17 protein-coding genes are annotated in these 22,654 nt (G+C 56.2%); 11 read left to right on the plus strand and 6 right to left on the minus strand.

From position 1 onward, the window contains the following. Window positions 1-4: 4 nt before the first annotated feature. The 6 genes from ABSH60_RS22725 to ABSH60_RS22750 all read right to left on the minus strand — a co-directional run bounded on the left by ABSH60_RS22725 (window position 5) and on the right by ABSH60_RS22750 (window position 6,977). Entirely contained in the window at window positions 5-1,369 is a 1,365-nt protein-coding gene (locus ABSH60_RS22725) for an SrfA family protein (protein ID WP_390976316.1), read from the minus strand. A 175-nt stretch (window positions 1,370-1,544) separates the two neighbouring features. Continuing rightward, complete coding sequence (locus ABSH60_RS22730; RefSeq protein ID WP_390976318.1) at window positions 1,545-2,438, minus strand: dihydrodipicolinate synthase family protein; 894 nt, start codon at window positions 2,436-2,438, stop codon at window positions 1,545-1,547. A gap of 49 nt (window positions 2,439-2,487) precedes the next feature. Continuing rightward, on the minus strand, window positions 2,488-3,933 hold the full coding sequence (locus ABSH60_RS22735; RefSeq protein ID WP_390976320.1) for an MFS transporter: 1,446 nt from the start codon (window positions 3,931-3,933) through the stop codon (window positions 2,488-2,490). A 98-nt stretch (window positions 3,934-4,031) separates the two neighbouring features. Next, window positions 4,032-4,508, minus strand: a complete 477-nt coding sequence (locus ABSH60_RS22740; protein WP_390976322.1) for a GNAT family N-acetyltransferase — start codon at window positions 4,506-4,508, stop codon at window positions 4,032-4,034. A gap of 144 nt (window positions 4,509-4,652) precedes the next feature. After that, window positions 4,653-5,900, minus strand: a complete 1,248-nt coding sequence (locus tag ABSH60_RS22745; RefSeq protein ID WP_136374681.1) for an LVIVD repeat-containing protein — start codon at window positions 5,898-5,900, stop codon at window positions 4,653-4,655. Window positions 5,901-5,909: 9 nt separating this feature from the next. After that, window positions 5,910-6,977 (minus strand): substrate-binding domain-containing protein, encoded by a 1,068-nt coding sequence (locus ABSH60_RS22750; protein WP_390976324.1) that lies wholly within the window; start codon window positions 6,975-6,977, stop codon window positions 5,910-5,912. Window positions 6,978-7,198: 221 nt separating this feature from the next. Here ABSH60_RS22750 and ABSH60_RS22755 point away from each other — a divergent pair, with 221 nt between their 5' ends. The 11 genes from ABSH60_RS22755 to otsA all read left to right on the plus strand — a co-directional run bounded on the left by ABSH60_RS22755 (window position 7,199) and on the right by otsA (window position 22,603). Next, entirely contained in the window at window positions 7,199-8,317 is a 1,119-nt protein-coding gene (locus ABSH60_RS22755) for an oxidoreductase (protein ID WP_390976326.1), read from the plus strand. Between the two features lie 163 nt (window positions 8,318-8,480). Further along, window positions 8,481-9,464: a DUF535 family protein gene (locus tag ABSH60_RS22760; protein WP_390976328.1), complete on the plus strand. Its 984-nt coding sequence runs from the start codon at window positions 8,481-8,483 to the stop codon at window positions 9,462-9,464. Between the two features lie 369 nt (window positions 9,465-9,833). Further along, window positions 9,834-11,399 (plus strand): MFS transporter, encoded by a 1,566-nt coding sequence (locus tag ABSH60_RS22765; RefSeq protein ID WP_122096681.1) that lies wholly within the window; start codon window positions 9,834-9,836, stop codon window positions 11,397-11,399. Window positions 11,400-11,496: 97 nt separating this feature from the next. After that, window positions 11,497-13,665 carry a right-handed parallel beta-helix repeat-containing protein gene (locus ABSH60_RS22770; protein ID WP_390976330.1) on the plus strand — a complete coding sequence of 723 codons (2,169 nt, stop codon included), beginning with the start codon at window positions 11,497-11,499 and terminating at the stop codon, window positions 13,663-13,665. Between the two features lie 76 nt (window positions 13,666-13,741). Beyond that, window positions 13,742-14,422, plus strand: coding sequence for an oligogalacturonate-specific porin KdgM family protein (locus tag ABSH60_RS22775; protein ID WP_056773898.1), 681 nt, complete (start codon window positions 13,742-13,744; stop codon window positions 14,420-14,422). Between the two features lie 347 nt (window positions 14,423-14,769). Further along, window positions 14,770-15,015, plus strand: coding sequence for a hypothetical protein (locus tag ABSH60_RS22780; protein ID WP_390976333.1), 246 nt, complete (start codon window positions 14,770-14,772; stop codon window positions 15,013-15,015). 303 nt (window positions 15,016-15,318) lie between these two features. Next, complete coding sequence (gene mgtA / locus ABSH60_RS22785; protein WP_390976335.1) at window positions 15,319-18,033, plus strand: magnesium-translocating P-type ATPase; 2,715 nt, start codon at window positions 15,319-15,321, stop codon at window positions 18,031-18,033. A gap of 98 nt (window positions 18,034-18,131) precedes the next feature. Then, window positions 18,132-19,817 carry a Na/Pi symporter gene (locus tag ABSH60_RS22790; RefSeq protein ID WP_390976337.1) on the plus strand — a complete coding sequence of 562 codons (1,686 nt, stop codon included), beginning with the start codon at window positions 18,132-18,134 and terminating at the stop codon, window positions 19,815-19,817. A gap of 30 nt (window positions 19,818-19,847) precedes the next feature. Next, on the plus strand, window positions 19,848-20,201 hold the full coding sequence (locus tag ABSH60_RS22795; protein ID WP_056773910.1) for a DUF2493 domain-containing protein: 354 nt from the start codon (window positions 19,848-19,850) through the stop codon (window positions 20,199-20,201). A gap of 171 nt (window positions 20,202-20,372) precedes the next feature. Then, window positions 20,373-21,200: a trehalose-phosphatase gene (gene otsB, locus ABSH60_RS22800; RefSeq protein ID WP_390976339.1), complete on the plus strand. Its 828-nt coding sequence runs from the start codon at window positions 20,373-20,375 to the stop codon at window positions 21,198-21,200. After that, on the plus strand, window positions 21,197-22,603 hold the full coding sequence (gene otsA, locus ABSH60_RS22805) for an alpha,alpha-trehalose-phosphate synthase (protein ID WP_056773915.1): 1,407 nt from the start codon (window positions 21,197-21,199) through the stop codon (window positions 22,601-22,603). Before otsB ends, otsA begins: the two co-directional genes overlap by 4 nt. Window positions 22,604-22,654 lie beyond the last annotated feature (51 nt).

Genomic DNA, 22,654 nt, shown 5'->3' on the forward strand with positions numbered 1-22,654 from the left:
GCTGTTATTTACCTTCGCGCTTTATCGTCATGGGATAAACCGTGTCACCGTTGTAGCGCCCCTGACACACAGCGGCACCGGTCGCGGCCTGAGTACAGCTGATTTCCGGCATCTGATAGCGGGAACCGTCGCTGCATTTGGCGCGGTAGCGGCTGTTGATCACCAGATTTCCCGACTGCATCAGCCCGGCATTGATGGCAGCCCGGCAGGTAATGCCTGCGCCGTAGCTGATTTTCACCGTGCCCTGACCTTGTTTGATTTGATAACGCAGCACCGGCGGCTTGCCGGTCACCGGATCCTTAATATCGACAATCACATTCCAGTTGCCGTTGAGGAATTTGGTCGAACCGATTTTCACCGCGTCCGGTGGCATCACCAGCGCGTTCTTACTGACGGGCACGGGCGCAGGTTCTGCCACGACAGGGTTTTTCTCGACGTCCGAAACCGGTTCAGGCGAGGCCACCACCACAGCAGCAGGTGCGACGGGCAGCGCAGCCGGAGTTTGTGGCGCTTTCACTTGCGGCACGTTAACGGCCTCTGCTTTAGCCACGGGTTCAGCCACCACCGGCGTCGGCGCAATGGCGCGCGGCTCAATGGTCTGCGGCGCAGGTTTTGGTTGCGCCTTAGCGACGGCCACTGGCGCAGCGGGCGTACGGGAATAAAGCCAGCCGGCAGCAGAACCGGCAATCACCAGCGCAACGGCGGGCAGCGCCCACATCAGAGGCGAAATTTTACGGCGCGTGACGACAGGCACAGGCTCCGGCACATCCTGCTCGGCGGCGCGCGCTTCAATGGTTTTCACCACACGAACCGGCTCTGGAGGTGGCATGTCAGGCTCTGCATCGTCGGCGGCCATGGCGAAGGCGGGTAAAGGTTCATCGGCTTTTACTGTCTCACGCAGACAGGCGAACGCATCGGCATTGCTGCTGTTATCCAGGCTCACAAACCCCCAGAAAGTCAGTACCGGCTGGCCGCCAACCAGATAAACGTGGTTTTGATCCGGAAAACGGAAAGCTTTTTCCAGCAACGCGCCGAAAAACTGCAAGGCTGATTTTTCTGAAGATTTCGCCGCAGCGCTGATGTGCGCAACGGAGTCGAGGCAGTTTTCGAGGTGACGCAATGCCGACGCCCGCGCCGCATCGGTCGCGGCAGCCCAGGAGATCACTTTACCCTCGCGCGGGGAGTACCAGTCGAGACGATCGCCCGACTCATTAAGCTGTGGAATAGCCAGACAATCGGCAATCGACGGTTGTTTACGCAGACGTAAGGTTTCCCGTAATTGCAGGGCTGAGGCATAAACCGGTTGCCCGTTTTCGCCCAGCGCAAGGATGTCGTTGAGACTGCCACTGCGTAAAAATGATTTTGCCACGCCTGAATAGCCCTTGTAGGTTTTGCTCTGCAAAAAGTGCACCCGAAAAAGGTGCATGATGCTGACAGTATGGATGATTTAAGGGAAATCAAACGGTGGAATAAGCGACTAAAAGGGTGGCTGTTTGTGCCGTGGCGAAAGGGAAATACGGCGGGAAGGGCCCCCGCCGTGAAGATCAGGCGTGCAGACCGAGCCTGTCGAGTACGCCAGCCAGTTGCTGCCGTTCGTCACCAGCCAGCGCATGCAGCGGCAATGGCAGGCAAGGCGCACTCGCCAGACCGAGCAACTCAGCGGCCGCCGCGACTACCCGCACACTGCCGTGTTTTCTGAAGAAGACCCATAAAGGCTCAAGCCCGGCGGACAGCGCCTGCGCTTCGGCCTCATTGCCGTTTTGTGCTGCACGGGTGATCGCCACCGGGATCTGCGGGAATAAACCGGCAATCACCGAATACCACACATCACCGCCCTGAGTCAGCACCGTGGCAGCCGCCAGATCGCCCGCGGCGCCCAGGGTGATATGGGCAGGCAGCAGGGCGCGGATCGCCTCCAGCCGCGCGCGGGTTGTCTGCGGATCGGCAGAAAGATTCGGAATTTTGATGCTGGCAACGTGCGGCAACTGCGCCACGCGGACATACAGGTCATCGCTGAATTCAAAGTGCGTGGTGTTAGGATTGTCATAAACGCACATCGGCACCGAAAGATGGCGCGATACGGTTTCATACAGCGTAAACACTTCGTCAGCGGTCAGTTTCTGATAGGACACCGGTGCCAGCAGCACCGCACTGACGCCCGCCTGCTGGGCATCTTCCGCCAGATGCAACACCTCAGCTGTGCTGGTCGCACCGATGCTCACCATCACCGGCACCCGGTCTGCATGTTCTACGGCCAGACGGGCCACTTTCGCGCGCTCATCGCGGCTGAGGTAGGCATAGCTGCCGGTTGACCCCAGCGCACCGATCGAATCCACGCCTGCACTGACACTTCTTTCAATCAGCCGCACAAACGCCCGTTCATCGACACCATTATGATTGAGCGGCGTGAGGGGAAAAGCACTTAATCCTGCAAACATCGGTTTCTCCGGTTCAGGTGAATTACCACGATTAATCATAGAGTAAAGTTTACTGTTTGCCGGAAACTGTTGCCCCTGCATCAGGTTTCAGGCGCAGCATATCCAGCCAGCCGAAAAGCGTTATCACAGCGATCACCACAAACGCGATTTTAAAACTCATTCCCGGCACTGCCTGCCATTGCATCCGCTCCACCAGTTGCTCCCCGAAACGGGTGCCCAGCGCGCCAACCGTGATGCCCAGCCCGACCGAGAGTTGCAGCGCAGTGCTGAACAGCGTATTGGCATCCGCCATGTGTCTGGCGGGCACATCCGAAAATGCCAGCGTACTGATGCCGGTGAACTGCATCGAACGGCTCAGGCCCCCGAGAAACAGCAGCAGCATGATCAGCCAGTCCGGCGTGCCGGGTGTCAGGAAAGCGCAAAACAGCAGCGAGAAAACGCTCAGCAGGCCGTTCACCACCAGCACAGGCCGAAAGCCAAAGCGGCGGATAAGCGGCGTGGTAGCCGGTTTCATCGCCAGATTTCCGGCGAACACCGCCAGTACCAGCAGCCCGGCGTGGAAGGGATCCATACCGAACCCGACCTGCAACATCAGCGGCAGTAAAAACGGCACGGCGCTGATGGTGATACGAAACAGCGAACCGCCGCCCATACTGATACGAAAGGTCGGAATGACCAGCGATCCGAGGTGCACCATCGGCGCAGCAGATCGGGACAAATGACGCACCGCCAGCACGGACATCGCCGCGCCCGCCGCCAGCAGCAGCACGGCGGTGGTCCACAAGATATGATCCTGACTGATAAGCTCCAGACCGGTCACCAGCGCCAGCATCGCCAGCCCGGTCAGCACAAAGCCCGGCGTGTCGAAATGCTTGGGCTGCTCGGCGGGTTGTTGTGGAAACAGCCGCCACGCGAGGATCATGGCGATAATCCCGAGCGGCACGTTGATGTAGAAAATCCAGTGCCAGGAGGCGTAATGCGTGATAAACCCACCCAGCGGCGGCCCGAGGATCGGCGCGACCAGCGCGGGCCAGGTGAGGGTGGCGATGGCTTTAATCAGCTGAGGTTTTGGCGTAGTTTTCAGCACGGTCAGCCGCCCGACCGGCACCATCAGCGCCCCCCCGACGCCCTGAATAATGCGCAGAAGGATAAATTCCCCGACGCCTGTCGCCATCGCGCAGAACAGCGAGGCAAGCGTAAAAACGGCAAGGGCAAAGGTGAATACATTCCGCGCCCCAAACCGCTCCGCCGCCCAGCCGCTGGCCGGGATCAACACCGCCAGCGTCAGCATATACGCGCTCATCCCGGCATTGAGATCCACCGCAGACACCCCGAAAGATATCGCCATTTGCGGGAGTGCGGTGGCGATCACCGTGCCATCGATAAACTCCATGAAGAAAGCCGCGGCAACCAGTAAAGCAATCACGGAGATCCCTGAACGTTCGGCACTGTCCTGCGACGGATGTTCTGCGACATCCGGTTTACTTTGGTTCATGGTCTGTCCTGAAACAGCAAAAGATAGATGATAAGTATTAAACCTATCACACACCTTTGGCTGGGTTATAGATCAGGCGAGGGGCAAAAAGAGCGATTTTACCGGTGTGAACGGGCGACTGGCTTCGTTTTCTCCAGTCTGACATCCCCATCCTCAAACCGCTCAACCTCCTGCCAGCCGAGTTTCTGATAAAACCCGAAAGCACGGCTCTCAGCACTGGTTTCAAGCCAGATGGTAGAATGAAGGTCAAACAGCGCCTCTTCAGCGCTTGCCATCAGGCTCCGGCCAATACCTCTGTCTTCAAAACCGGGAAGGATGAACATCGCGAAAACGCTGGCTTCTTCCAGGTCGGCCATCGAAAATCCTACCGGGGCGCCATCCACTTCGGCGATCCACAGACAGGGCGCTGCCAGCATAGCTTCAAGGATCGCCTCATCCGTGATACCCATTTCTGTGAGTTGCTCGCGGGAAAGCGGGTTCTCCTTCACACGGGTACGGATATCAAAAATCGCACCAACGTCTGCTGGCGTTGCGGGTCTGATACAGGGGATTGACAGATTTTTGAAAGCAGTCACTTGCAGGGTTTCCTTACATTGAGAGGTAAAAGTAGCCGGGGCTGTACTCGCCTACTATAAATCTTATAAGGGAGGGACGTCAGGAAGTCATCAGTGACTCTGTGTTAAAAAGCGCCTGACATCATCAATCTCAGGCGCAATGCACTACCCCAGATACTCGATAATCGACAGGCCGCCGTTGTAGTCGGTGCTGTAAATGATCCCCTGGGCATCGACAAATACGTCGCAGGACTGGATCACCTGCGGTCTGCCGGGACGTTTATCGATCATCCTTTCAGGCGCAGCGGGCACCAGCGCGCCGGTTTCTTTTGGCTGATAGGGGTTGCTGATGTCGTATGCGCGCACACCGGCGTTCTGATAGGTGGCGAAAATCAGCGTGGAACTGATAAAGCTGCCAGGGCGGTTTTCATGCAGATTGTGCGGTCCGAAATGCGCGCCTTTGCTGACGTAATCCCGTTCGTCCGGCTGCGGAAAGGTGGAAATACTCACCGGATTCGAGGGTTCGCGCACGTCAAACAGCCAGATCAGTTTCTCGCCGTCTTCCTGATTGTCGAGAACGGCTTCGTCGAGCACCACCAGCAGATCGCGGTCGGGCAACGGCAGTGCCGTGTGCGTGCCGCCGCCAAAGGGCGGGCTCCAGTTTCGGTGCGAAATCAGCTGCGGCGCACTGCGGTCTTTGATATCCAGCAAGGTCAGGCCGCCGTCGCGCCAGCTGGCATACGCCGTATCCCCGCTGATGATCGCGTGGTGCAGCGCGTAACGTTTGCCTTCCGGCCAGTCCGGCGTTTCGCCGCCTGCGGTGTGCATTCCCGGCAACCACCAGCGTCCGGCAACCTGCGGATTACGCGGGTCGGCCAGATCGATTGTCAGAAAAATATAATCACTGTAACCGTCAATCAGCGCTGAAACGTATGCCCAGCGGCCGCCGACGTACCAGATGCGGTGCACGCCGATCCCTTCCAGCCCGAGAAAGCCGATCTCTTTTGGCTGATCGGGCACCGAAATATCAAAAATCCGCACGCCCGCGCTCCATCCGCGTTGCTGCGTGCCTTGCACCGTCTCGCTGACGGAACGGGTGTAATAGACTTTTTCGTCGGCGAAACGCACGTCAGCAAACAAATCACGGGCGTTGATCACCAGCAGTAAATCGTCGTGCGCCTGTAAATGCACATTCCAGGTGCCCGGCGGCGCAGGGATGAAACCGGCAGGGCGCGGGTTTTTCGGGTCGCGCACGTCCACAATCGAAAATCCCTGCGACACCATATGCCCGATATAGGCATAGCCACGGTGAACCATCACCTGCACGCCATCAGGTTTACCGCCCTGATCGCTGTGGCCGATCAGCCGCATGTTGCGGCTGTACTCCGGTTGTGGGAGAGAATACGTCGTCATAATCCGGCCTTATTTTTTATGCTGCGCTTCGAGGGTAGCGAACCAGGGTGCGATGAAGTCATCGGATTTTCCCCAGCCGGGGATCACTTTTGCCAGCGACGCCACGTTGACCGCATCAGGATTGCCGGACAGCAACGCCTGCGGAATGGCCGCCGCTTTAAACTCATAAGTGGCAGGCGTTTTTTCACCGGCGATTTTGTTGGCGACCAGACGCAGGTTGATGGCGCCGATCAGTTTAGGATCCACCGCCACGCTGACTTTCCACGGGCTGTTCGGTTCGCGCATCAGCGCCAGATCCTGATTGGAAATATCAATGCTGTAGAGTTTGATTTCAGTGCGGCCATTCTCTTTCAGGGCCTTATACGCGCCCTGACTGAACGCATCCCAGGTTCCCCAGATCGCGTCGATTTTACCCTTCGGGTATTTCGCCAGGATCGCGCCCACTTTATTCGCCGTATCGCCCTGAACGTCAGAAGACACCGCGCCAATCGATTCCAGTTCATGAATGCCGGGCTGATCCTGCAACAGTTTTTTGTACTGCGTCTGGCGGCGCTCCATCGGCGGGAAGCCGGCCACCCACAGTTTGACGATATTGGCTTTGCCGTTGAAATCCTTCACCAACTGGCCGAAGGAGAGATCGGTGAGCGAAGCGTCGTCCTGCTGCGTGACGGTCACGCCGGGGATCTCGCCATTTACCGCAGTATCAAAGACCGACACCGCGATGCCGCTGGCGGTGATACGTTTGACCAGCCCGGTGGAATAGGGGTCACGCCCCTGCGATAAAATAATGCCGTCATATTTCTGGCTGATGGCCTGATTGACGAAATCCTGGAATTTCGCGTCGTCGCCGTTACTCAGAAAAGTGCTGACCTGAAAACCGAGTTTGCGGCCTTCCTGAATCACACCGGCGACAAACTGGGTGGTGTTATCGTCCGACCCCAGATTACGGATCACCGCGATGCGGATGGGCCCCTGATGCCCGGCAATCGCTTGCGGCACCGCAGCGGTTTGTGCAGCAAACGACGGCAGGACGGTGAATAAACTTAACGCCAGCAACGAGGTGGAGAGCAGTTTCATTTTTATTACCCTGTGTGGTTAATCATCATTAAAACGGGAGGACAATTCATCTGAGCTTTTGTGCAGGCTTTTATAGTGAGTTAATGAATTGATTGTCCGAGTTTTGATGACGGCGCAGCCGTTGGCAACGAACTAAAACGTATAAGTTAATGCCAAAGAGTATTAGCCATCCGGATGTCCGGGGGTAGGATGTTAACAGCTTCTATATTAAGGAATTCCCGATGAGTGATACTGATATCCGCGTGGTCGCCGGCCCTGCCAACTATTTTTCTTTCCCCGGCGCCATTGAGCGTCTTGCTGAGTTTTATACCCCGGCGCAACTGGATAAGGCGCTGTGGATTTACGGCGAGCGGGCGCTGCTGGCTGCGCAGGATTATCTGCCGGAAGCCTTCACCGCTTCACAGGCCAGGCACGTGCTGTTTAACGCACATTGCAGCGAAACAGAAGTGCAGCGGATTGCAGAGATCGGCGGGCCGGATCGTCAGGTGGTGATCGGCATTGGCGGCGGGGCGGTGCTGGATACGGCGAAAGTCGTGGCGCGCCGTCTCGGGCTGCCGGTGGTGGCGATCCCAACCATCGCCGCCACCTGCGCCGCCTGGACGCCGCTCTCGGTCTGGTATAACGACGAAGGCCAGGCGCTGCGTTACGAAATCTTCAGGGATGCCAACCATCTGGTGCTGGTCGAACCGCGCATTATTCTCGCCGCGCCAAAGGAGTATCTGCTGGCAGGGATCGGCGACACGCTGGCGAAATGGTACGAAGCCGTGGTGCTCAGCCCGCAGCCACAAACGCTGCCCCTGACGGTTCAGCTCGGCCTCAATACCGCGCTGACGCTGCGCGACGTGTTGCTCAATGAAAGCGAAGCCGCCTTACAGGCGCAGGATGATCATCAGCTGACTCAGCCGTTCCTGAATGTGCTGGATGCGATCATCGCAGGCGGCGGATTAGTGGGCGGGCTGGGCGACCGGTACACGCGCATCGCGGCGGCGCATTCCGTGCACAACGGCCTGACCGCTCTGCCGCAGACTGATGCCTTCCTGCACGGCACCAAAGTGGCCTACGGTATTCTGGTGCAAAGCGCGTTGCTGAATCAGCCGGACGTGGTGGTGCAACTGACCGCACTGTACAAGGTGCTTGATCTGCCGGTCAGTCTGGCCCAATTACAGGTAGATATCACGGATGAAAAGCAGATGTCGCGTCTGATTGAACGCACGCTCCAGCCCGGTGAATCCATCCATCTGCTGCCGGGCCACCCCGACGCCGCACAACTGCGGCGGGCGTTTGAATTTGTCGAAGAACAGTGTGTGGAGAATAACGCTGAGCGAACGGGTGATGCTTAAACAGGCCGCAAAACCTTAATTATCCCCCTTACGTAAAGATAATGTAAACGGCGCCTCAACAGGATTCATCTACCGGTCGGGCGCCGTTTTCTTTAAGGAAGCGTTGTAAAGTTGTTTAAAAATCGGGTGATACCGTGATTATTTCAGGCAGCGGAAATAAGTCATGGAACACTCACCACTTAACGACATCGAATCCCTCAGCGGACCCCAGTCCACTGACCCAACTCTCAACAAAAAAGTCAGCGGATTCAGTCTGTTCATGGATTTGCTGAGCGGTGCCTGTGTACCGGATAACCTGTGGCGCGACCGGATGTTCCGTGTCAAATACGCCGTCCGCACGTTGCTGCATCCGCTGGATACCCTGAAAGTCCTTAACAAGATGGCCGCCGAGCCCGTCTGGCAGGAGGCGTTCACCGTTCAGACGAAATTGCCGAGCAAAATCCACAAACCCTATCTGCACCTCGGGTTGCCGTCCGCCGGACGCGCTTCTGCGCTGGTTGATCACTACGCCTTCGTCAGTAACATTGAAAGCGCGCCGCTGCGCAACACCTTCCTCAGCGCAAGCGGTGACACCGTCACACAGTTCACCGGCAAAGACGGTGAAACGTTTAGGGTCGTGCTGGGATCGATCGGTAAATCCGAGCGGGAAGGCGAGGCGAACATGTTCCTGTATATGGAAGAAACGCTGCTGGCCGCGCTGACGTTCAGCGTTGTGCAACGCCCTGAAGGCCTGACGATAATCGTGGGGGGATTCCAGGGAGCGCACCGCTCGACGCCGCATGAGGTGATCAAACAGGCGACCAAATCCTGCTACGGGCTGTTCCCGAAACGTCTGCTGCTGGAAAGCCTGCAACGCATTGCCGCGCACACCGGCGTACAGCGGATCCTGGCGGTCAGCGACACCGGCCATGTTTTCCGCAGCCTGCGTTACCGTCACCGTAAAAAGAACGTATTCGTCGCCAGCTATAACGAATTCTGGGATTCCATCAGCGCCACGCCATATTCTTCTTCCTTATATGACGTTCCGCTGACGCTGCCGCGCAAAACCATGGAAGAGTTACCCAGCAAAAAGCGTTCTGAATACCGTAAACGTTACACATTGCTCGATGAATTACAGGAAAGCACAGCGTCATTGCTGAAGGCCTGAACCTTTACGCCTCTTTTGAATCACTCGCTGTAGCAAGCACCAGGGCCAGGGATTGGCCTTTCCTCTTAAAAAACCTGCCGTATGACATGCCTGTAAGGTGATGAACCCTCACGGTATTTCACCGCAGGCTGCCTGTCTGAAATCATTCAACTGTGAATTAATTCAACGTAAATAATCGCGCCAAATGTGTGTTATTTATGGAGAAGAATGATAACTGCATCGCAAAATCCACGTTCTTCCCTTCGTCTGGTATATCAAATGTGAACTAATTCACATCTATTCATCATGCTCGCCTATATAAAACGATATCTCTAAAAAAACAAAACACCGGTTCATAAATATAAAATATCTCTCTGGGCGGGAAACACGATGAACGCAGAAAAACCAATTTTATTCAGACATCAGCTGGCCTACGGTGGCGGCAACCTGTTGGGCAGCGGCGCGCTGGCCATTGCCGGTATCTGGCTGCTGTACTTCTACACGACCTTCTGTGGCCTGACGCTGTTACAAGCTTCGGCCATCTTCTCGGTCGCCAGCATCATCGATGCGATCAGCAACCCGCTGATGGGTTATCTTTCCGATAACTTTGGCAAGACGCGCCTCGGCAAACGTTTTGGCCGCCGTCGCTTCTTCATTTTACTGGGCATCCCGCTGATGATGTTCTACCCGCTGCTGTGGGTGGAAGGCTTCGGCTTCTGGTATTACCTTTCCACTTACGTGGTGTTCGAGCTGATTTACACCTCGGTGATGGTGCCTTACGAAACCCTCGCCACGGAAATGACCACTGACTTCTCCGCACGCTCCAAGCTGACCGGCTACAAAGCGATCTTCGGTAAAGTGGCTAACTTCCTCGCCGCCTTCATTCCTGGTCAGTTCATTCTGATCTACGGCAAAGACTCCGCCGAGCCGTTCTTTTTCACGGCCCTGACTTACGGTGTGATCTTATGTGTGGCGATCGGCATGTTGTATCTCTCCTCCTGGGAACGTCCGGTTGAAGAAACCACGCCGGTGGATGAGAAGAAAATGACGCTGGGCAAAACCATGCTCACGCTGCTTCGCGACATGAAATCCACCTTCCACCTGCGCGTGTTCCGTAAACATCTGGGCATGTACCTGTGCGGCTTTGGGGCGGAATGGCTGTTCGCGTCGGTCTTCACGTATTTCATCATTTTCGTACTGCAATATGACCCGACTATGGTGGCCGGACTGAGCAGCCTGAACTCTATTCTGCAACTGTTCTCCACCGCCATTTTCATCGGCATCTGTGTGAAGCACGGCTTCAGCAAGCCTTACATTCTGGCGCTGGGCATTGTGGTGTTCTCGGTCGCCTGTTACAGCCTGCTGCACTTTATGCACCTGCCGCAGCAGTACGCCACGGTCGCCATGTTGACCATTACCGTGATTTTCGGTATCGGGACCGGCGGTGTGTATTACATCCCGTGGACGGTGTACACCTTCCTGGCCGACATTGACGAAGCTTTCACCGGCAGACGTCGCGAAGGTATTTATGCCGGTGCGATGACGTTCTCCGGCAAGCTGATGCGTTCGGTGATCGTCTTCGTGATGGGCGCTATCCTCAGCTTCTACGGCTTCCAGTCCAAATCTCACACCCAGCCGGAAAGTGCCGTAACGGCAATTGCGCTGGTGTTCTGTATCGGGGTCATTGCGCTGGCACTGATGGCGATGGTGTTCAGTAATCAGATGAAACTTAACCGCAAAACGCATCTGGTGGTGTTGGGCGAAGTGGCGCGCATCAAAGCGGGCGGCGAAATCAGCGATATTCAGCCGGACGTTCGCCTGGTGATGGAAAACCTGATTGGTTATCCGTATGAACAATGCTGGGGCAACAGTGAAGTGTGCCGCAAAATCTTCGATACGCCCGCCGTTGAGTTAACCGATCCGAAACCGATGGTGAGCACCACGCAACACCCGTAATACCTCTGTTTTACCACGCAGATTGACATCAATCACCTCACCGACTGGCCGGTAAATCCGGCCAGCGACGCCTTACGTTTTTAGGATGAGAACGACTATGTGGGAACGACATCTGTTTATTGTCGCGCTGACTCTCGCAGCAAGCGCACAAGGCATGGCCGCTGCATTGCCTGATGCCAGCAAACTGGTCTGGCACAGCATCACGTTTGGTCAGTCTACCGATATCAACTTTGCCACCAACGTATTGCCGGAAAAAATCGGCATGAATGAAACCCGTCTGGCCGACGGAAAAACCATCCCGTCAGACGGCATCTTGCTGACCACGCCATTTACCCTGGAAAGCCGTGGCGGCAAAGTGGGCAACAGCCACGACGGGCTGACCTATTTCTACACCCGCTTACCGGCACAGGCGAATTTCCGGCTGGAAGCAGACATTACCCTCAATCAGTTTGGCCCTGAAAACGGTGCGAAACCGGCGGGCCAGGAAGGCGCGGGGTTACTGGTACGCGACATTCTCGGCAACCCCCGTGAACCGGTTACTAAACCGGGCATCGAGGAGTTACCGGCCGCCTCCAATATGGTGATGAACAGCGTCATGGCGACGGGCGATAAACCGCCGGTGGTGGCACTTCTCGCCCGGCAGGGCGTGCAGCAACCCTGGGGCAATACCGGGATTGGCATGGTGCGTGAAAGCTATCATCCGCTGAATACGCCTGCGCATTTCTCGCTGCGCCTGACCCGTACGGACTCGGGTTTTGAGGTGGCTTATGCCCCGCAGGGCAGCGACCAGTGGACCACCCGCACGGTGGAAGGTGCCGACCGCATCACCCAGCTTGATAAAACCGGGTACTACGTCGGCTTCTTCGCCTCGCGCAATGCCAGCATCACCGTGAATCACGCCACGCTGACGCTTTCCGGCGCGCAGACCTTGCATTCCGCGCCTTACGTGACACCGTCACTTAAAGCGCGCATTGAGGTGATGTCTTCACCGGTGATGGCCCGTCGTGACGGTGTATTCCAGCTGCGCACCAACGGCGACGGTCAGGTGCAGATTACGCAGGAGAAAAAACCTTTGCTGCGCCAGAAAACGGTGCGGGGCGGAGAAATCATCAGCGTACCTTTTCATGCCGATAAGCCCTCAACCGCCCTCAGCGTGACCTTTACACCGGATAACGGCCAGCCGCTCACGCAGGAATTCCCGGTCAGTATGGCGCTGGTGAATAATCCTGATGAACTTTATGTCTCGCCGCAGGGCGTGGCGGGCAGTGACGGTTCACGTGCACATCCGCTGGATTTCTCCAGTGCGGTCAATTTGTTAGCACCAGGCGGTACGCTGTGGCTGACAGACGGCGAATATCCGGCCAGCGTCATCCCGGCCACCGCCAGCGGCACGGAAAAAGCCATGAAAACGCTGCGTGCGCAGGGCGATAACGTCGTGTTCAGCGGGCTGAAACTGGAAGCCAGCTACTGGAATGTGCAGGGGATTACCGTCACCGGTAAAAGCTTCCACATCTCCGGCAGCTATAACCATCTCGACCGGATCAAGGCCCACCATGCCGATGACACCGGTATCTGGGTGGCTTCGCCGGACGGCATCGGGCGGGCACTCTGGGCCAGCCATAACCTGATCAGCAATTCTGAATCCTGGGGGAATCAGGATCCGGGGCGTAAAAATGCGGACGGATTTGCGGTGAAAATGCGCGTGGGTGAGGGCAACCGGCTGGTGAATTGTTATTCCCATGACAACATTGACGACGGCTTTGACCTGTTCAACAAAATAGAGGACGGCCCGAACGGCAGCGTGACCATCGAAAACAGCCTGTCTGTGCACAACGGCAGCAATGGTTTCAAACTGGGTGGCGAAGGATTACCGGTGGCACACGTTGTCCGTCATAACGTGGCAGTCGAAAACGGCATGGACGGCTTTACCGACAACTTCAATCCGGGTGCGCTGGTGATTGAAAGCAACCGCGCGGTGGACAACAAACGCTTCAATTTCCTGTTCCGTCCTTCGCCCTACACCACGGCGGACAAGCAGGGAAGCTTCAGAGATAACCTGTCACTGCGCACCACGCCCGGCAAGTATGACGATGCGGTGAGCGGCAATGTCGACGACAGTAATTATTTCTACACCGGTCATCACAGCGTAAACAGGGCAGGGGAAATCATCACACCGGATAATTATCTCTCGCTGAAACTGCCTGCGCCTTTAACCCGTCATGCGGACGGCGCCTTTAATTATCAGCATTTTTTAGAAAAGAAATAAAAGAAGTCAGAATAAGTACGATGTCGTAAATACAAACATAAAAATACTACTCAATATCTCTGGGATTAATAACAACATGAAAAATAACAGACTGCTGCTCTGCGGTCTGCTGCTGGCCAGCGCCGGTAGTCAGGCTGTCACTATTGATCTTCGCCACGAATGGCTGGACGACAGTAAACAACATAAAGACCGGGCCATGGTGTCTCACAGGTTTGCCAACGGCTTTGGTTTTTCACTGGAAGCCAAGTGGAAATCCGGTGGCGATAATCCGAATAAACCCTTTAATAATCTGGTGGATAACGGCACTGAAAGCACCATCAGCTATCAGTATAAAGTGACACCGGCATTTTTCCTGCAACCCGGTTTTACCCTGGAATCCAGTTCGGACAACAGTATCTATAAGCCGTTTTTAACCGCCGGATATACCTTCGACAGCGGCATCTATTTCAATGCCCGCTATCGTTACGAATATACCCGTTATACCAAAGAGAATACCGAAGACCGCAAAACAAACCGTGGCGAAATCTGGCTGGGTTATCGTCTTGCCGACTGGCGTTTCGAATATAACTACATTTATAAACACAGCGATCAGATTCTGTATGACAATGACAAGTGGGATTATGAGCAGGATTTAAAAGTGGCTTATAATATTAATAAGCAATGGACGCCTTATGCACAAATCGGTGATGTGTCGGTGAGAAAAACCACGGACGAAAGACAAACCCGTTTCCGTTTGGGGATCCAATATAATTTCTGATATCACTTGATCAGGGTGTGACAGACGTCTTGCCGGTCAGTGATGGCTGACCGGCTATTTCCTCACTGAAATATAAACGAAACATTTTAAACTGCTTTTGCGGGTTGACAATAATATACGGCATGGGTAAATTGCACGAGCCAGAAGTAGCGGCCTTTATCCACTAATACATAAGAGACTAATGGACACAGTATTGCGAAACTCACCGGACGACGCTGATATAGCCCGCCGGAATATTAAACATGAAATCGATTGTGATCATTTCATCGTTTGGGTGTGCCTCGCCAGAGCCTGATGCTCTCGTGTAATCCCACCTCAACCTGAAGGTCACGGTCCCGAGGTGTGTTATGAAGTTCAAATTCCCCTTTTTTGCTGATGTCAAAACGCTGACATCCACTTTGCGTGTCCGCCCGTCTCGCGACAGGACGCTGGCTGCCCGCAATAAAAACTCGTCATCTCTTTTTTCTTCTAAAATCAACAGAATGAATCACTCTGTGACCACCTGGCGCGTCAGTCCCGTGACCGGCCAGCTGGAGCAGCGTTGTGTTTTTTCTGACAACGAAGAACCCCAAAGTCGGCTTTCCCCCGCCTGATTCAGCCCGTGGCATCTGCTGCGCTGAATTTCGTCCTTATTGACGCCTGACCGCGACGTCTTTTTATTATTTTCCTTTATGGAATGAATAAAGAGAACGGCGAAGCCATGCCGAAATAAAAGACTCATTATCGATTTCACTCTGTTTATTTTCTTTCTTAACGTAAGAGAAATAATAAACGGCGGGAGATCTTGTGCAATAAAGACGTAAACACCGATCGCTTAAATAACGCGAATGTCTTCGGCTGCCCGAAATATAAGACAGCCATAAAACGGACGCGTTACCGGCGACAGGAGCACCACCATGACTGTACAAAACAAAACAGCAACTCCCCTGAAAAATCAGGACAAAAAAAAGCAGGCGCTTTCCATGCGTGCTGCGATGGAAGCCAGAAACGGCGTGGACGTGACGCTGATTAACGTCAATGCCACCCGCGAAGGGCTGACGGAATCCGCCGCCGCCCAGCGTCTGGAGAAACAGGGCTACAACGAAGTGGCCCACGACAAACCGCCTCACGCGCTGATCCAGCTGATCCGGGCATTCAACAACCCGTTTATTTATGTGTTAGCGGTGCTTGCCATCATCAGTTTTTTCACTGATTTCTGGTTCCCGCTGCGCGCCGGTGAGGAAACGGATCTGGTGTCGGTCTATATCATCAGTGCGATGGTTGCCATCAGCGGGCTGGTGCGTTTCTGGCAGGAACATCGCTCGGCAAAATCCGCCGAAGCGCTGAAAGCCATGGTGCGCACCACCGCCAGCGTGTTGCGCCGCAATGCGGCCGGGCAGCAGGGCAAACTGCGTGAAATCCCGATGCGCGAACTGGTGGTGGGAGACATCGTGCAACTCTACGCCGGGGACATGATCCCGGCCGACGTGCGGCTGATCGAATCCCGGGATCTGTTTATCAGCCAGGCGGTACTGACCGGTGAAGCCCTGCCGGTGGAAAAATATGACACGCTCGGCAACGTGGCGCAGAAATCTGCCAGCGACGTTGCGGCGGAAAACGAGAATCTGCTGGATATCCCGAACATCTGCTTTATGGGTACCAACGTGGTCAGCGGCACGGCTCAGGCCGTGGTGGTGGCAACCGGTCCGCGCACCTATTTCGGTTCGCTGGCAAAAGCCATTGTCGGCACCCGCGTCCAGACAGCGTTTGACCGGGGAGTCAACAGCGTCAGCTGGCTGCTGATCCGATTCATGCTGGTGATGGTGCCGGTGGTATTCCTCATTAACGGCATCATGAAAGGCGAATGGTGGGATGCCATGCTGTTTGCCGTGGCGGTCGCGGTCGGTCTGACACCGGAAATGCTGCCGATGATCGTCAGCGCCAATCTGGCGAAAGGTGCCGTGGCGATGGCGAAGCGCAAGGTGGTGGTCAAACGTCTGAACGCTATCCAGAATCTCGGCGCGATGGACGTATTGTGTACCGACAAAACCGGCACGCTGACGCAGGACAAAATCATTCTTGAGCACCACATGGATACCCACGGGCAAAAGAATGACGCCGTGCTGCAACTGGCGTGGCTGAACAGTTTCCATCAGAGCGGCATCAAAAACCTGATGGATCAGGCCGTGATCTATTTCTCAGACACCACGCCTGGCTTCGTCAAACCACAGGGCTACAGCAAAGTCGATGAAATGCCGTTCGACTTTATCCGCCGCCGTCTGTCGATTGTGGTGAAGGATCCGCAACAAAATCATCTGCTGGTGTGTAAAGGTGCCGTGGAAGAGATGCTCAGCATTTCCACCCACATGCAGGAAAACGGCAAGGTTGTGGCGCTGAGTGATTCCCGTCGTCAGGCGCTGCTGGCCATGGCGAATGACTACAACAAAGACGGTTTTCGCGTGCTGCTGGTCGCCACCCGCACCCTTCCTGCGGCAGAAACGAAAAAACAGTACGGCACCGACGATGAGCATGACCTGATCATCAGCGGGTTCCTGACCTTCCTCGATCCGCCAAAAGAGTCCGCAGGCCCGGCCATTGCAGCGCTGCGCGAAATCGGCGTGGCCGTAAAAGTGCTGACCGGCGATAACGCGGTGGTCACCCAGCGGATCTGCCGTCAGGTCGGGCTGGAGCCGGGCGAACCGCTGCTCGGGCCGCAGATTGAACGCCTCGACGACGCCACGCTGCAACAGCTGGCCGAAGAACGGACGGTGTTTGCCAAACTGACGCCGTTACAGAAATCGCGCGTGCTGAAAGCCCTGCAGGCCAACGGCCACACCGTGGGCTTCCTTGGCGACGGCATCAACGATGCGCCTGCGCTGCGGGATGCGGACGTCGGGATTTCCGTCGACAGCGGCACGGATATCGCCAAAGAATCGGCCGATATTATCCTGCTGGAAAAGAGCCTGATGGTGCTGGAAGAGGGTGTACTGAAAGGACGCGAGACGTTCGGCAACATCATGAAGTACCTGAACATGACCGCCAGTTCCAACTTCGGCAACGTGTTCTCGGTGCTGGTCGCCAGTGCGTTTATCCCGTTCCTGCCGATGCTGGCGATTCAGCTTCTGCTGCAAAACCTGATGTACGACATTTCTCAGCTCGCGCTGCCATGGGACAAAATCGATAAAGAGTTCCTGAAAAAACCGCGTAAGTGGGATGCCAAAAACATCGGCCGCTTCATGGTGTGGATTGGCCCGACGTCCTCGATTTTCGATATGACGACGTTTGCGGTCATGTGGTACGTGTTCAGCGCCAACAGCGAATCGATGCAGACTCTGTTCCAGTCCGGCTGGTTCGTCGAAGGTCTGCTGTCACAGACGCTGGTGGTGCACATGCTGCGTACCCAGAAAATCCCGTTCATTCAGAGCACTGCGGCCTGGCCGGTCATGATGATGACCTGCGTGGTGATGGCATTTGGTATTTACGTGCCGTTCTCACCGCTTGGCCCGATTGTCGGATTGCAGGCGCTGCCGTGGGAATACTTCCCGTGGCTGGCCGGTACGCTGCTGGCCTACTGCTGCGTGGCGCAGGGCATGAAGACCCTTTATATCCGTCGTTTCAAACAGTGGTTCTGATCCGCTGAACAAGGTGCCGCAGCCCATCGCGGCACCTGCTTTAACACTTTATTTGCTGTCAGTGAATAACAATGACAACCCTGAAAAAGGGGACTGCGATGTCCATGACCCATACCGTTACCACCATGACCACCCAATCCGGCACCACGCTGCTGATCAATCTGGCGGGCGCAATTGCGCTGCTGCTTTGGGGGTCCCATATGATTTCAACCGCGCTGCAACGCGGGTTTGGCACACCGCTGCGCAACTGGATGGGCCGTCACCTGACGCACCGCTGGATGGCGCTGCTGGCAGGGATCGGCATCACCGGTTTGCTGCAAAGCAGCACGGCGGTCAGCCTGATGGCGACCTCTTTTACCGCCGCCGGTACGCTGAGCCTGGCCCCGGCGCTGGCGGTGATGCTCGGTGCCAACGTCGGCTCCACGCTGGTCGTTCAGGTGATGAGTTTCAACACCGCGATTGCCATTCCACTGCTGATGCTGAGCGGATTCATGGTGTTCAAAATGCGCGATCACACCGGTTTTGAAAGCGCCGGTTGTGCACTGATTGGCCTCGGCCTGATGCTGATGGCGCTCAGCCTGCTCGGCGCGACGCTTGGCCACATCGAAACCACCCCGGTTTTCCATGCAGTGATGCAGGGGCTGGAGGGCGATACGCTGATTGCGCTGCTGGTGGCGATCATTCTCACCCTGATTTGCCATTCAAGCGTGGCAGTAATTTTGCTGATTGCGTCGCTTGCCGCCACCGGCGTCATGACCCCGGTCACCGCCATGGTGCTGGTGCTTGGCGCGAATATCGGCGGCGCACTTCCGCCGGTGCTCAATGCCGGGTCAGCCGTCGCACGCCGTCTGCCGGTGGGCAATCTGCTGATCCGCGGCGCAGGCTGCGTGGTGGCGCTGGCGATGATGCCGCTGCTGAGCCAGCTCGCCGGGCGTCTGGCACTGACCACGCCGCAGCTGGTGGTGTGGTTCCACACGGCCTTCAGCGCGGTGCTGGCGGTGGCCTTTATCGGCCTGACCGCCCCGATGGCACGCCTGCTCGAACGTTTACTGCCCGAGGCTGAGCGCACCGGCAGCGCCGCCATGCCGATGTATCTCGATGAAGCCGGGCTGGATATCGCCTATATCGGGCTGTCCAATTCGGTGCGGGAATCCCTGCACGCCGCTGACATGCTCAATACCATGCTCGACCGGCTTCGTGCGCTGTTTAACGCACCTCACAGACATTCAGCGGCGGAAATCCGCCAGCTGGATCACCAGCTCGATGGCCTGAGCGCGGCGATCCGCGCTTATCTCGCCGATCTGGGGCACGACGGCCTGAGTGACGCCGACGCTGACCGCGCGCAGGAAATCCTGATGTTTGTGATCAATGTGGAGCACGCGGGCGACATTCTTTCCAGCAGCCTGGCGCAGTTAGCCACGCGCCGCTCCCTGCGCGGTGAGCTGTTCAGCGAGTTCGAATTGCACAACATCGGTCTGCTGCACACGGAAATGCTCACCAGCCTGCGTCTGGCGGTTACCGCATTTCTGGGCGAAGACCTGGCGGCGGCACATCAGCTGGTCAGGCGTAAAGACGTGATCCGCCAGATTGAGGCCACCGCCAGCCGTGAGCATTTTAAAAAGCTGCGTGATGATAAAAGTGCCTGGGCGGAATCCGGCGATATTTTCCAGCGTGTTCTGCGCGATTACCGCCGCGTGCATCACCATATCGCCGCCGTGGCATATCCGGTCATTGATCGTCTGAGTGATGAGAACGGCAGGGCAGACACCCTCCCGCACGCCTGATAACAACAATAAAAATAAAGGAGTTCACCGATGAGAGTGCTTATCTGCGCCGGGCGTTTTTACGCTGATATTCATACTGTCGAACGGGTGCTGGAGCTTTATGCCCACAGCCAGCACATCCGCGTGCTGATCCACGGCGGGCATCAGTCGCTCGGCGCAATGATTGAACGCTGGGCGCGCGATGCAGACGTGCATGTGGTGCGTTACCCCGCTAACTGGGCGTTGCACGGCAAATATGCAGAAATCCGCCGTAACCTTTTCATGATTGAAGACAGCCGGCCAGATATTATCCTGGCGTTTTCCGGCGGAGAGGATACGGCAGAATGCATAAAGCTTGCCCGTCAGGCAGGGATAAAAGTGATGGAAATGGACGATGCCCTGTAAACCCTGAAATGCCATGCGCGGGGCTTTTCAGGTCTGAAAGCCCCGCTGCTCCTGTCTGGAATAATCTGATAATCCCGGTGAGGCGGTCATAAGGGGCTATAGTTAATGGATTGCAAAAAGCAAGAGGCACAGCATCTGATTGTGCCCGGCCTCACAAACAGGAGCATTACTTTGACGACTATCACGCAGGACACCACCGCGGAAACACCCCCCAATCCCGCCATTTGCGGCGGGGATTATGCTTTCTTCTTCGATGTCGATGGCACCCTGGCTGAAATTTGCCCCGAGCCTGACGCCGTTACGATCCCGGTCAGCGTACGAAACAATCTGCACAGCCTCTCGGCGGCCTGTGGCGGCGCAGTCGCGCTGATTTCCGGTCGCCCGATTGAGCAACTGGATCAGCTCGCCGCGCCGCTGATTTTCCCGGCAGCCGGTGTACATGGCGCAGAAATGCGCGACAGCGCGGGAAATTTCCACCGCGTCAGCCTGCCCGAGGGCGTCGCCGGACCGCTGGCTCAGATGCTGGAGCAGGGCATGGCCGCCATGCCTGGCACACTGCTCGAAGCCAAAGGCATGGCGTTCGCACTGCATTACCGTCAGGCGGAAAACTATCAGCAGCAGGTTTTGCAGCTGGCAGAAGCCGCCGTGGCGAAGTTTCCTGAGCTGATGCTTCAGCGTGGAAAATGCGTGGCTGAAATCAAGCCGCGTGGCAATGACAAAGGTGCGGCCATCGCTGCCTTTATGAAGCAGGCACCTTTCGCCGGGCGCACCCCGGTTTTTGTCGGGGATGACCTGACGGACGAGAAAGGGTTTCAGGCCGTGAGTGCCTTGCACGGTATTACGGTAAAAGTCGGTGAAGGGCAAAGCCATGCGCGTTTTCGCCTCAGCCGGGTTGCAGATGTTCACGCGTGGATTGCACAGATCCTTGAACAGGCAACGTTACAACGTCACACCCTCAATAATGAAAATAATGAACAAGAAAAGGAGTCCAGTTTATGAGCCGCCTGGTTGTTGTTTCTAACCGTATTGCTATCCCTGACGGGTCAAAATCTGCGGGAGGTCTGGCCGTAGGTATTGTGGATGCGTTGAAAAATACCTCAGGTCTGTGGTTTGGCTGGAACGGTGAGATCAGCGAAATTTCTGAGAACGAAGACGATGACATGAGCGTGGTGGAAGACGACGGCATTACTTATGCCTCCGTTCCGCTCAATCAAAACGATTACGATCTCTATTACTGCCAGTTCTCCAATGCCGTTCTGTGGCCCGCGCTGCATTACCGTATCGATCTGGTGGATTACCAGCGTGAAGCCTGGGAAGGCTATTGCCGGGTCAATGACCTGCTGGCGAGAAGATTACTTCCGCTGCTGAAACCGGACGATATTCTGTGGATCCACGATTATCATTTACTGCCGTTTGCCGCCGCGCTTCGCAAACTGGGCGTGACTAACCGCATCGGGTTCTTCCTGCACATTCCGTTCCCAACGCCGGAAATTTTCAACGCCGTGCCGCCGCACAATGAACTGCTGGAAATGATGTCCCAGTATGATCTGCTCGGTTTCCAGACCGAAGGCGACCGTCTGGCATTTCTGGATAATCTGGGTGAACTGACCACCTTGCAGCCTACCGGCACTTACATGCATCAGGCGTTTGGCAACACGTTCAGCACCGGCGTGTACCCGATCAGCATCGCGCCGGACAGCATCAAAGAGATGGCCGAAGGGCCGCTGCCTTCAAAACTGGCAGCGATGGAGCAGGAGCTGCGCGAAGCCCAGAACATCATTTCCTGTGAACGCCTTGATTACACCAAAGGGTTGCCGGAGCGTTTTCTGGCGTTCGAAGCGTTGCTGGAGAAATTCCCGCAGCACCGCGGCAAAGTGCGTTATTCGCAAATCGCCCCGACGTCGCGCGGTGATGTGCAGGCCTATCAGGATCTGCGTCATCAGCTGGAGACAGAAGTGGGGCGCATCAACGGCAAGTACGGCAGCCTGAACCAGACGCCGCTGTTCTATCTCAACCAGCATTTCCAGCGCAGTTTGCTGATGAAACTGTTCCGCCTGACCGACGTCGGGCTGGTGACGCCGCTGCGCGATGGCATGAATCTGGTGGCGAAAGAGTATGTGGCCGCACAGGATCCGAAAGACCCTGGTGTGCTGGTACTTTCACAGTTTGCCGGTGCGGCGACTGAACTGACCGCAGCACTCATCGTCAACCCTTACGACCGTGACGATGTGGCGGCGGCGCTGGATAAAGCGCTGACCATGCCGCTGGAAGAGCGTATTGAACGTTACAACGACATGATGGACGTTTTGCGCAAAAACGACATCGCGAACTGGGGCGACACCTATCTGAAAGATTTGAACGCCATTTCCGCTCACAGCATCGGTCATGACGCTGTGGCATAAGGTTTTCGTCGCCTTCACCCTTTTGATACAGCCCTGAGTCCGGGCTGTATT

Origin of the sequence: Rahnella sp. R3(2024), from assembly GCF_042920125.1 — a bacterium.
In the GTDB taxonomy this organism is placed as follows: Bacteria; Pseudomonadota; Gammaproteobacteria; order Enterobacterales; family Enterobacteriaceae; genus Rahnella; species Rahnella rivi.

Excerpts from the sequence above, each read along its gene's own strand:
- ABSH60_RS22730 (WP_390976318.1), bottom strand. The coding sequence starts at position 2,438 with ATGTTTGCAGGATTAAGTGCTTTTCCCCTCACGCCGCTCAATCATAAT.
- ABSH60_RS22735 (WP_390976320.1), bottom strand. The coding sequence starts at position 3,933 with ATGAACCAAAGTAAACCGGATGTCGCAGAACATCCGTCGCAGGACAGT.
- ABSH60_RS22745 (WP_136374681.1), bottom strand. The coding sequence starts at position 5,900 with ATGACGACGTATTCTCTCCCACAACCGGAGTACAGCCGCAACATGCGG.
- ABSH60_RS22750 (WP_390976324.1), bottom strand. The coding sequence starts at position 6,977 with ATGAAACTGCTCTCCACCTCGTTGCTGGCGTTAAGTTTATTCACCGTC.
- ABSH60_RS22755 (WP_390976326.1), top strand. The coding sequence starts at position 7,199 with ATGAGTGATACTGATATCCGCGTGGTCGCCGGCCCTGCCAACTATTTT.
- ABSH60_RS22760 (WP_390976328.1), top strand. The coding sequence starts at position 8,481 with ATGGAACACTCACCACTTAACGACATCGAATCCCTCAGCGGACCCCAG.
- ABSH60_RS22765 (WP_122096681.1), top strand. The coding sequence starts at position 9,834 with ATGAACGCAGAAAAACCAATTTTATTCAGACATCAGCTGGCCTACGGT.
- ABSH60_RS22770 (WP_390976330.1), top strand. The coding sequence starts at position 11,497 with ATGTGGGAACGACATCTGTTTATTGTCGCGCTGACTCTCGCAGCAAGC.
- ABSH60_RS22775 (WP_056773898.1), top strand. The coding sequence starts at position 13,742 with ATGAAAAATAACAGACTGCTGCTCTGCGGTCTGCTGCTGGCCAGCGCC.
- ABSH60_RS22780 (WP_390976333.1), top strand. The coding sequence starts at position 14,770 with ATGAAGTTCAAATTCCCCTTTTTTGCTGATGTCAAAACGCTGACATCC.
- mgtA (WP_390976335.1), top strand. The coding sequence starts at position 15,319 with ATGACTGTACAAAACAAAACAGCAACTCCCCTGAAAAATCAGGACAAA.
- ABSH60_RS22790 (WP_390976337.1), top strand. The coding sequence starts at position 18,132 with ATGTCCATGACCCATACCGTTACCACCATGACCACCCAATCCGGCACC.
- ABSH60_RS22795 (WP_056773910.1), top strand. The coding sequence starts at position 19,848 with ATGAGAGTGCTTATCTGCGCCGGGCGTTTTTACGCTGATATTCATACT.
- otsA (WP_056773915.1), top strand. The coding sequence starts at position 21,197 with ATGAGCCGCCTGGTTGTTGTTTCTAACCGTATTGCTATCCCTGACGGG.